9 protein-coding genes are annotated in these 10,618 nt (G+C 73.2%); 5 read left to right on the forward strand and 4 right to left on the reverse strand.

Features of this window, described 5'->3' with window-relative positions; genetic code table 11:
• The first annotated feature begins 10 nt into the window (after nucleotides 1–10).
• From ACGFYY_RS30375 to ACGFYY_RS30385, 3 genes are all read left to right on the forward strand, one after another.
• Complete coding sequence (locus ACGFYY_RS30375; RefSeq protein WP_393714264.1) at nucleotides 11–3,265, forward strand: amino acid adenylation domain-containing protein; 3,255 nt, start codon at nucleotides 11–13, stop codon at nucleotides 3,263–3,265.
• 86 nt (nucleotides 3,266–3,351) lie between these two features.
• Nucleotides 3,352–4,890, forward strand: a complete 1,539-nt coding sequence (locus tag ACGFYY_RS30380) for an amino acid adenylation domain-containing protein (RefSeq protein ID WP_393714266.1) — start codon at nucleotides 3,352–3,354, stop codon at nucleotides 4,888–4,890.
• A 47-nt stretch (nucleotides 4,891–4,937) separates the two neighbouring features.
• The gene (locus ACGFYY_RS30385) at nucleotides 4,938–6,200 is read left to right on the forward strand and encodes an MFS transporter (protein ID WP_393714268.1); all 1,263 of its coding nucleotides are present in this window, start codon (nucleotides 4,938–4,940) and stop codon (nucleotides 6,198–6,200) included.
• Here ACGFYY_RS30385 and ACGFYY_RS30390 read toward each other — a convergent pair.
• Nucleotides 6,194–6,421, reverse strand: coding sequence for a response regulator transcription factor (locus ACGFYY_RS30390; protein WP_030716619.1), 228 nt, complete (start codon nucleotides 6,419–6,421; stop codon nucleotides 6,194–6,196). The two genes, ACGFYY_RS30385 and ACGFYY_RS30390, sit on opposite strands and share 7 nt — an antisense overlap.
• A gap of 245 nt (nucleotides 6,422–6,666) precedes the next feature.
• Here ACGFYY_RS30390 and ACGFYY_RS30395 point away from each other — a divergent pair, with 245 nt between their 5' ends.
• Together ACGFYY_RS30395 and ACGFYY_RS30400 are read left to right on the forward strand one after the other, a co-directional pair.
• Nucleotides 6,667–7,701 (forward strand): response regulator transcription factor, encoded by a 1,035-nt coding sequence (locus ACGFYY_RS30395; RefSeq protein ID WP_393714270.1) that lies wholly within the window; start codon nucleotides 6,667–6,669, stop codon nucleotides 7,699–7,701.
• Between the two features lie 97 nt (nucleotides 7,702–7,798).
• The gene (locus tag ACGFYY_RS30400) at nucleotides 7,799–8,416 is read left to right on the forward strand and encodes a hypothetical protein (protein WP_393714272.1); all 618 of its coding nucleotides are present in this window, start codon (nucleotides 7,799–7,801) and stop codon (nucleotides 8,414–8,416) included.
• Nucleotides 8,417–8,501: 85 nt separating this feature from the next.
• Here the strand turns inward: ACGFYY_RS30400 and ACGFYY_RS30405 are convergent, their stop codons facing one another.
• From ACGFYY_RS30405 to ACGFYY_RS30415, 3 genes are all read right to left on the reverse strand, one after another.
• Nucleotides 8,502–8,756 (reverse strand): hypothetical protein, encoded by a 255-nt coding sequence (locus ACGFYY_RS30405; protein WP_393714274.1) that lies wholly within the window; start codon nucleotides 8,754–8,756, stop codon nucleotides 8,502–8,504.
• Nucleotides 8,757–8,931: 175 nt separating this feature from the next.
• Entirely contained in the window at nucleotides 8,932–10,263 is a 1,332-nt protein-coding gene (locus tag ACGFYY_RS30410) for an MFS transporter (protein WP_393714276.1), read from the reverse strand.
• 84 nt (nucleotides 10,264–10,347) lie between these two features.
• Nucleotides 10,348–10,548: an MbtH family protein gene (locus ACGFYY_RS30415; protein WP_393714278.1), complete on the reverse strand. Its 201-nt coding sequence runs from the start codon at nucleotides 10,546–10,548 to the stop codon at nucleotides 10,348–10,350.
• Nucleotides 10,549–10,618: the final 70 nt, after the last annotated feature.

Genomic DNA, 10,618 nt, shown 5'->3' on the forward strand with positions numbered 1-10,618 from the left:
GAACACCACCGTGAACCACCCGCCGTCCGCCCCCGCCGCCACCCCCGCCGCCACCCCGGCCCCCGCCGCCCGCTCCCTGGTCGAGGACGTCCTGCCGCTCTCCCCGCTCCAGGACGGCATCCTCTTCCACGCCCTCTTCGACGAGGAGGAACGCGACGTCTACGTGGCCCAGCTGCTCCTCGACCTCGACGGCCCCCTCGACGCGGACCGGCTGCGCGCCGCCGCCGACACCGTCCTGGAACGGCACGCCAACCTCCGCGCCGGCTTCCTGCGCCGCGCCACCGGCGAACCCGCCCAGGTCGTCCGGCGCGGCGTACGGGCTCCCTGGCAGGAGATGGACCTGTCCGGGCTCGGCGAGAGCGAGCGCACCGCCGCCGTCGACACCCTCCTCGCCGAGGACCGGGCCACCCGCTTCGACCTGGCCCGGCCGCCGCTGCTGCGCTTCACCCTCGTCCGCACCGGCCCGCTGTCCCACCGACTGCTGCTGACCTACCACCACATCGTGATGGACGGCTGGTCCTGGCCGGTCCTGGTCCGCGAACTCCTCGCCCTGCACCACGCCGACGACGCCCCGCTGGGGCCCGTCACCCCGTACTCCGCCTTCCTGAGCCGGCTCCACAGCCGCGACACGGCCGCCGCCCAGGACGCCTGGGCCCGCGCCCTCGACGGCCTGGCCGGCGGAACCCGTACCGCGCCCGTGTCCCCGCCGCCCGGCTCGGTCCTGCCCGACCGCGTGGAGACGTACCTCCCCGAGTCCCTGACCGAACGGCTCGGCGCCCTCGCCCGCGGCCACCGGATCACTTCCGGAACCCTGCTCCAAGGCGCGTGGGCGCTCCTGCTCGGCCGGCAGATCCGCTCCGAGGACGTGGTCTTCGGCGCCATCGTCAGCGGCCGCGACCCCGAACTGCCCGGCGTCGCCGACATCGTGGGCCTGTGCATCAACACCGTGCCGGTCCGCGTGCGGATCGACCCGACCGAGTCCCTCGTCGCGCTGTTCGAGCGGCTCCAGGACGAGCAGGCGCGCCTGATCGACCACCACCACCTGGGCCTGGTCGAGATCCAGCGGCTCGCGGGAGCGGGCGAACTCTTCGACTCCTGCGTCGCCTTCCAGAACTACCCGGTCGACGCGGCCGGCCTGGCCGCCCTCGGCGCGGGCGGGCTCCAGGTCACCGGAGTGGACCCGTACGACGCCGCCCACTACCCGCTCTCGCTGACCGCCATCCCCGGCGACCGACTGCGGCTGCAGATCGACTACCGGCCCGACGTCTTCGACCGCGACACCGCCCAGGCCCTGATCGAACGCCTCGCCCGGCTCCTGGAAGCCGTCGCCGAGGACCCCTCGTGCCCGGTGGGCACCGTGGACCTGCTCTCGCCCGCCGAACGCCACCGCGTCCTGGTCGAATGGAACGACACCGCCCGCGACGAGGACTACGCGGAGGTCGTCGAGCGCGTCCGGCAGCAGGCCGAGCGCCGCCCCGACGCCGTCGCCACCACCGACGACACCGGCCGAGAGGTCGGCTACGCGGAGCTCATGGCCCGCGCCGACGCCCTCACCCTCGCCCTGCTCGCCGACGGGGTACGTCCCGGCGACCTGGTCGCCGTACTCAGCGAGCCCACCGCCCGCGTCCCTGTCGCGATGCTCGGCATCCTCGGCTCCGGTGCGGCCTACGTCCCCCTCGACCCCGAGGGACCCGTCACCCGTACCGCCGACCTCCTGACGAGCGGCGGGATCGCCCGCCTGCTGGCCGCTCCCGAACAGCGGGCCCGCGCCGAGGAGATCGCCGCCGCCGTCCCCGGAGGCCTGCCCGTCCTGGTGATCGACGACGCGGCCGCCGCGGCCCCGGGCGAGCGCCCGGCGCCGGCCGGCGGTCCCGACGCCCTCGCCTACGTCTGCTTCACCTCGGGCTCCACCGGCAAGCCCAAGGGCGCCATGGTCCACCGCCGGGGCATGAACAACCACCTCCTGGCCAAGGTGGAGGACCTCGGACTCGGCGACGGCGACCGCGTGGTGATGAACGCCCCGCTCACCTTCGACATCTCCGTGTGGCAGATGCTCGCCCCACTGATCACCGGCGGACAGGTCCACCTGGTGACCCGGGACACCGCCCGCGACCCGGCCGCCCTCTTCGACGACGCCGCCCGCCGGGGGATCACCGTCCTGGAGACCGTGCCCTCCTTCGTCCGCGCCGCCGTCGACCTGTGGGACACCGGCGTACTGCCGCCGGCCCTGCCCGAACTGCGCTGGTTCATCGTCAACGGCGAGGTGCTGCCGCCCGAACTGTGCACCCGCTGGTACGCGCGACACCCGCAGGCCGCGATCGTCAACGCCTACGGCCTCACCGAGTGCTCCGACGACAACACCCACGCCTTCATCGGCCCCGACGTCCACGCCCAGTTGGAACACGGCCGACTGCCCGTCGGCCGCCCGCTGCGCAACAACACCCTCTACCTGCTGGACGCCGCGCTCGCCCCCGTACCCCCCGGCGTGCCCGGCGAACTCTTCATCGGCGGCACCGGCGTGGGCCCCGGATACCTGCGCGACCCGCGCCGCTCCAGCGAGCGCTACGTCCCCGACCCGTTCTCCGCCCTGCCCGGCAGCCGCATGTACCGCACCGGCGACCTCGCCCGGATGCGGGCCGACGGCCAACTCGACTTCCTCGGCCGCCAGGACCACCAGGTCAAGGTCCGCGGCAACCGCATCGAACTCGGCGAGGTGGAGACCGCGCTGCGCGCCGTCCCGGGCGTCGGCGAGGCCGTCGTCGCCGTCGACCGGGACCACGCGGGCCAGCAGCGGCTCGTCTGCTACTTCACCGGCACCCCCACCGCCGAGGAGGTCCGCACGGAGCTGGGCCGCAACCTCCCCAACTACATGGTCCCGTCGCTGTTCCTGCACCTCCCGCACTTCCCGCTCACCGTCAACGGCAAGCTCGACCGCAAGGCGCTGCCCGACCCGGCGACCGTGCACCGCCCGGCCGGACGGCTGCCCGCCACTCCTGCCGAGAAGACCGTCTGCGAGATCTTCGCCTCCGTCCTCGGCCTCCAGGCGGCGGGCATGGACGACGACTTCTTCGCCCACGGCGGCCACTCGCTCCTCGCGACCCGGCTGGCCGGCCGCATCGGCACCGAACTCGGCGTACGGCTGAACATTCGCGACCTCTTCGAGACGCCCACCCCCGCGGGCATCGCCGCCCGCCTCGCCGAGGCCACCACTGCCCCCGCCCCCGCCCGCCCCGCGCTGCGCCCCCGCTCCCGCGACCAGGACTGATCACGCCTGACCAGGCATGACCAGGCCTGATCACGCCTGACCGCGCCGCGAAGAGCCCGACCGCACCCCCAGGAGACACCACCACCATGAGTCCGACCGAGACCACCCCCGTGCCCCTGCGCATCGCGCAGCGCGCCGCGCTCACGCCCGAAGCCACCGCGGTCCGCGCACCCGAGGGCGAGCTGACGTACCGCCAGTTCCACCGGCGGGCGCGCGCGGTGGCCGAGGAGCTGCGCGCCGCCGGCGCCGGACCGGAGGACACCGTGCTCCTGGGGGTGCGCCGGGGCATCCACTGGGCGGTGGGGCTGCTGGGCATCTGGTACGCGGGCGCGGCCCCCCTCCTGGTGGACCTCGACGCCCCGGACGAGCGGCTGCGCACCCTGCTGCGGGCCGCCGGCACCCGGCACGCGGTCGCACCGGACACCCAGGCCGCCGCGCTGCTGCAACGCCGCACCGGGAGCGAACTGTTCTGGGCGTCCACCACGACCACGACCCCCACGTCGGCGACCCCGCCCACCGATGTCGCCCCGGGATCCCTCGCCTACGTGCTCTTCACCTCCGGATCGACCGGGCAGCCCAAGCCCGTGGCGGTCGGCCACGCCGGACTCGCCGCACAGGTCGCCACCCTGGCCGAGCGCTACGGGCTGACCGACCAGGACGCGGTCCTGCAGTTCGCGGCCCCCGCCTTCGACGTCAGCCTGGAGGAGGCCCTGCCCACCTGGTTGACCGGCGGCGCGGCCGTCTTCGTCGAGGACAACGTCCTCTCGCCCGCCGAACTGGAGCCGTTCCTGGCCGCGGAGCACGTCAGTGTCGTCAACCTCCCCACCCCGTACTGGTCGCAGTGGGCCAAGGACCTGGAGCGCGCCCCCCGCCCGCTGCCGTCCGCACTGCGCCGCGTGGTGATCGGCAGCGACGCGGGCCGCACCGCGGACCTCACGCGCTGGACGACGGCCGGCCACCCCCCGGTGATCAGCTGCTACGGCCTCACCGAGTCCACGATCACCGCCACCTCCTACGAACCGGCACCGGCCGAACTGTCCGGCTTCAGGGGCGACGAGCTGATACCGCTCGGCGAACCCCTGGCCGGCGTACGGGCGTACGTCCTCGACGAGGAGCTGCGCGAGACACCCCCCGGTGCCGCCGGCGAGCTGTACCTGGCCGGTTCCTGCCTGGCACGCGGCTACCACGGCCGGCCGGGCCTGACCTCCGAGCGGTTCGTCGCCGACCCCTTCGCCCACACACCGGGCGAGCGCATGTACCGCACGGGCGACCGGGTCACCCGCACCCCCGGCGGGCCGCTCGTGTTCCTCGGGCGTGCCGACGACCAGGTCAAGATCCGCGGTCACCGCGTCGAACTCAAGGAGGTGGAGGCGGCCGTGGCCGCCCACCCCGACGTCGTCGACGTGGTCGTCCGCGCCGTCGCGGCCGCCGACGGACCGCAGCTCGCCGCCTGGGCCGCCGTCACGGTCGGCAGCAACCTCACCGCGGACGAACTGCGCCGTCACCTTCTGGCCACCATGCCCGGGTACCTCGTACCGGCCGTGGTGACACTGATGGAGCGGCTGCCCCGTACCCCGGGCGGCAAGCTCGACCCCGAAGCGCTCCCCGCGCCCGCCCTCCGATGAACCCGCACCCCGCGGACCCCGTCCGCGACCAGACAAGGAACACACCCGTGTCCGTCACCACCGACGAGTCCACCGAGACAGGTCAGGCCGTGGAGCGCCGGCAGCGCCGGGACTTCCGTCTCTTCATGTCCTCGCACATCTGCAACGAGCTGGGCGGCAGCATCACCTACGTCGCCCTGCCGCTGATGGCGGTGCTCACCCTCGACGCCTCGGCGATGCAGGCGGGTCTGCTGTCCGCCGCGGAACACGCCGCGTTCCTGGTGCTGGGTCTGCCCGCCGGGGCCTGGGTGGACCGGATGCGCAAGCGGCACGTGATGATGGCCGCCGACCTCGCGCGCGCCGTCCTGCTGACGGCACTGCCGGTGGCCTACCTGCTGGACCTGCACTCGATGCCGCTGCTGTACGTGGTCGCCCTGCTGCTGGGCTGCGCCCGGCTGTTCGGTGACGTCGCAGATCAGAGCTATCTGCCGACCCTCATCGGCAAGGACACCCTGATCGCGGGCAACTCGAAGCTGGAGACGGTGCGTTCGGGGGCCGAGTTCGCGGGCCCCGGCATCGCCGGCTTCCTGGTGCAACTGCTGGGCGCGGCCGGCACGCTGGCCGGCCAGGCCGTCACCTCCCTGGTCTCCGTGGTCCTACTGGGGCGCATCGCGGCCCGGGAGGAGAAGCCGGCACCCGCGCCGCCCCGGCACCTGCTGCGCGACATCCGTGAGGGGTTGAGCTATGTCCTGAGCCACCGGATCCTGCGGCTCATCGCCCTGAACACGGCCGCCGTGAACCTGTTCCTCAGCGCGGTGATGGCCATCGAGGTGCTCTTCCTGACCCGGACCGTGGGGCTGCCGCCCGCGGCCATCGGCTGGGTGCTGACGACGGCCACGATCGGCTCGGTGCTGGCGGCCACCGCCGCGGACCGGGTGACCCGGGCCGTCGGCGCGGCCCGGCTCACGTGGCTGTCCCTGCTGGTGACCATGCCCTTCGGGCTGCTGCTGCCACTGGCCGACAAGGACTGGCGGATCGGCCTGTTCGTACTCGGGTCGCTCGTCCAGTCGGCCGGCGTCACCCTGTACAACATCTGCCAGGTCACCTACCGGCAGACGGTCTGCCCGCCGCACCTGCTCGGCCGGATGACCGCCACCATGCGCTTCCTGGTGTGGGGCGTACTCCCCCTGAGCGGCCTGCTGGCGGGACTTCTCGGTCAACTGCTGGGTGTGCGGGACGCGCTGTGGGTGTGCGCCGCCGCGCTGTCGGCGGCCCCGCTGGTCCTGCTCTGCTCCCCGCTGCGGCGGATGCGCACGTTCGAGGCTCAGTAGCCCATCCGGAAGGCGATGTGGGTGAGCTGGGTCCGGTTCACCGCACCGGTCTTGCTACGCAGCCGGCGCAGGTAGGTGTCGACGGTGTGCGGGCTCAGACCCATCCGGCAGGCGATCATCCGATACGTGTCCCCCTGCGCGAGGTAGGCGAGCACCTCCTGCTCGCGGGGGGTCAGGGCGGGCAGCTCCGGTGCGCGGGCGGTGAGCGTGGTGTGCAGCATGTGGGGCTCCGGATTCCGGATCGAAGGAGAAGGGCAGCGGCGGGGTTCGGCACCCTCGGTGGCGGTTCGATCACTTTGGGTGTGATCGCACCGTTTCGGACGTCCGGGGCCTGAAGTGGCCGGACACCCGCTGCTGTTCGTGGGGTCCAGCCTTTCGTCCTGCTTATCCTGACGCCAGGGGGCGGGCACCTCACCAAAGTGCCTGGCAGTAAAGCGACCAGGGGCGAAAAAGGCAAAGTGGGGCAATGCAAACATCTGATGTGGTGCCGGATCCGAACAACGCCGATGTTGACATCGATGTCTACGGCTGGGTGCTCGAACACCGCACGGTGGACGTGGACGCGCTGGCCGCCGGTACGGGGCGCGAGGTGGACGAGGTCCGGCGCAGCGTCTCACGCCTGCGCGCCTCACGTCTGCTGCACGTGAGCCCGATCGACCCGACGGTCGCCTTCGCGGTGGCCCCGGACACCGCCGCCGAGCAACTCGTGGCGCCCATGGAGGCGCAGATCCGCGAGCAGCAGCGGGCGATCAGCGGGATCCGCGAGGACCTGGGTCGCTTCCTGCCGCACTACCTGGGCCGCCGCTCCACGGGGGAGTCGCTGGAGGTCCTGGAGAGCCTGGAGGACGTGCGCGGGGCACTCAACAGGGCCTCCCTCAACTGCACGACCGAGATGCTCAGCTCACAGCCCGGCGGCGGCAGCAGGGTGCCGGAGGCCATGCAGGAAGCGTTGCGGCGGGACGAGACGATGCTCCAGCGGGGGATCTCGATCCGGACCCTCTACCACCACACGGCCCGCTTCAACGGGCCGAGCCAGGCGTACGTCGCGGCCACCTCCGTCCTGGGGGCGCAGTACCGCACCGCGCACGAACTGTTCGGCCGGCTCATCGCCTTCGACCGGGAACTGGCCTTCATACCGGTCTCCGACGGCAGTTGGGGCGCCGTGGTCATCCGCGAGCCGTCGACCGTCGCGTACCTCTGCAACATCTTCGACCAGACCTGGGACCTGGCCTCGCCCTTCTCGGCCGCCGCGGGCCAGGGGCTCGAGGAGGTGGCCCGGGAGATCCACGAGACGATCATCCGGCTGCTCGCCGCCGGGCTGAAGGACGAGGCCATCGCCCGGCGCCTGGGCATGTCGCTGCGCACCGCCCGGCGCCACATCGCCGACATCATGCAGGAGCTCGGCGCGGGCAGCCGCTTCCAGGCCGGTGTGGCCGCCGCCGCGCGCGGGCTGCTGGACCTGGGCGACGAGGCGGACGGCGACCCGGTACAGCCTTCCTGACCTGGTGTCACGCGTTTTCGTGTCTGTCGCGGTCGGCGGGCGTGTCGCATGCTGCTGGGATGGGAGCTGTGGAGCCGCCGAACAAGAGGGGCACGTGATGGACATGCCGGATGAAGCCTGGGAACGGGAGGCCCCGCATCTGCGGGAGATCGTCCTGTTCCTCTCGGTCCACCTGGACCGGGCGCCGGGTGTGCTGTGGCCCGAGTACGACAACCCGGCGTTCGGTGACGCCGCCGCCGCCGCCGCCGCCGACGCCGACGACGTCGATGACATCGACGACGGAGCCGACGTCGACAACATCGTCGAGGTCGAGGTCGAGGTCGAGGCCGAGGACGTCGACGACAGTGGGGCGGGCCCGGCGGGTGGCGGTGTCTGCCCGGCGCAGGTGGACCGGTTCACCGCCGAACTGGCCAACCTGACCGGCCTGTCCGTCCGGCTGGACCGGGTGGAGACGGCCGGGACCGGCCCGGGCGTCGGGGTGGACGCCCTCCGGACCGGACCGGCCGGGGAGCGGGAACACCTGCTGATCCACCAGATCGCCGGTGCCGTGACCTGGCGGCTGGCCGGGACCGGCGAGAGCGGCCGGCCGGAGTCCTTCCAGTGCCGACTGCTGCCGGGCGAGATGCTCTACGTACCGGCCGGCTGGTCACGCTGCCGCGTGGGCGCATCCGCGGCTCGGTACGCGATCATCTGTATGAGTGATCAAGACAGTTGACGGCATGACAGGTGAAAGGGGGAGGGAGGATCGCATCGCGATCCTCCCTCCCCCTTTCGGCGGCTACCCTTGCGGGCCGGCGCGATCAGCCGCCCCAGGAGCTGTCGGCCGTGTCGCGGTTCCGGCCGCCCAGCGTGGTGCCGATGGTCGCCACCCGGCCGTCGGGCAGCGCGATCTGACGGGGTGTCGTGGTGGTGGTGCTGCCCTGGCCCGTCGTGGTGGTCGTCACGGTGGTCGCGGCCGTGTCGCCGTCGGCTGCCTGAGCGGCGCCGGCGGCGGGCAACAGCAGCGCGGACGCGGCCGCGGCCGCGGACAGGGCGATGACGTAACGCTTGAGCATGGGATCCCCAGGAGTGCGAGCGGTCTGGTCGCGGCGCGAACCACTTCGTGGGTTGTCCGCGCCGGTCGGTGTAGGACCAACCTTGCCGTGCCCCAGGCCCCTCGGTGATCGATCAGGCTGCTCATCAAGCTGCCTGGCGCGATGGTGAGGGGCCGCAAAGCAATATAAATGCCGGCTATTCGGTCATGATTCCCGGCCCTACGGCAACGGGAGGGCCTTGCTCCGGCCGGGCCGGCACCTCCACGCGCTCCACCGGGCCCCGGGCGTCGAGCTCCCGCCACACCGGGAAGACCAGCGGGGCCAGGGTGACCGTGAGGTACAGCGCCCCCGTACCCAGCAACGCCGGCACCAACCCCGCGCCGTCCAGGGCGAGCCCCGCACCGAGCATGCCCAGCGGCGTCGCCGCCAGCGCGGCGGCGACCAGCAGACCGAAGACCCGCCCCCGTACCGCCTCGGGCACCCGCTCGTAGGCGACCGACATCATCAGCGGCCCCACGATCCCCGACCCGATGCCGGACAGGGCCAGGACCGCCAGCAGTACCGCCGGCCGGGGCTCGGCGGCCAGTGCGGCGCACCGCACCGCCCCGACCAGGACGAAGGCCCCGACGAAGACCGCGCGCCGCGGCATCCGGTGCCCCGCCCAGCCGTACAGGGCCGCCCCGAGCAGCGCGCCGGCCCCCATGGCCGTCACCATCGCCCCGAACAGGGCGCTGCTGCGCAGCACCTGGGTCCCGTACGCCGGGTACAGCACCCCGTTCAGCGCCCCGTCGAGGGCGTTGGTCAGCATCAGGACCCCCACCATCGCGCCCAGGAGTCGATCCCTGCGCAACTGCCCGAGGCCGAAGCGCAGTTCCTGGACGTAGGAGCCGCGCGGCTGCCCGTCGTCGGCCGGACGCGGGCGGGCCGCCGCCGGTACCAGGGCCGCCACCAGCAGGGCGCACAGCGCCATCGCCGCCAGGTCCGCGTACAGGGTGCGTACGGGTCCGACGGTCGAGATGAGCAGACCGGCCAGCGGCGCGCCCGCCATCATGCCGATCCGGCGGGCGCCCTCGACCGCTCCGGTGGCCCGCTCCGCCGTGACGCCGGCGCCCTCCATGGCGCCCGGCAGGAGCAGTTGCTTCGCGGTGTCGGAGGGCCCGCGGGCCGCCCCGACCAGGAAGACCAAGGCGATCAGGACGGGCAGTGACAGGGCGCCCCAGGCGTGCAGGAGCGGGATCAGACCGATCGCGGCGGCCGTCAGCAGGTCCGCTCCGACGCTGGTCGCGCGGACGGGCAGCCGGTCCACCACCGGACCCGCGAGCACGGCGGAACACAGCAGGCCCAACACCTCGGCGGTGGCGACGAGCCCCGTCCGGGTGCCACTGCCGGTGCTGTGCAGGACGAACCAGGGCACGGCGACCAGGGTCGCCGCCATGCCGAGCGAGGAGATCCCGGAGGTCGCCACCAGGGCGGCCAGCGGGGTGCGGCGGCGCGAGGACGCGGAGCCGCCGGGGTTCGAGCTGGTCATACGGGGTTCCTTCCGGCACCGCCGCGCCGCCCGGCAGCCCGCGGTGGGGTCTGCCGGGCGGCGTGGTGCCCGGGGATCGTCGGGTCAGCCGGCCATGCTCACGCGGAGGCTGAGCGGGCGCATGTCCGTCCACACCCGCTCGATGTGCGCGAGGCACTCCTCCTTGGTGCCGCGTACCTCCTGGTCGTGCCAGCCGAGCGGGACGGGCCGGCCGGCCTCCCAGAGGGAGTACTGCTCCTCGTCGTTGGCCACGACCAGGTACTGCTGCGGGGCCGCGTCGTTCATGGTGTTCTCCTCGATGGATCGGTGATGCGGAAGGGGTGCGGAGGTGGAGCGGAGTGGCGCGGGTGGGGCG

The organism is Streptomyces sp. NPDC048331 (genome assembly GCF_043201215.1).
GTDB lineage: Bacteria > Actinomycetota > Actinomycetes > Streptomycetales > Streptomycetaceae > Streptomyces.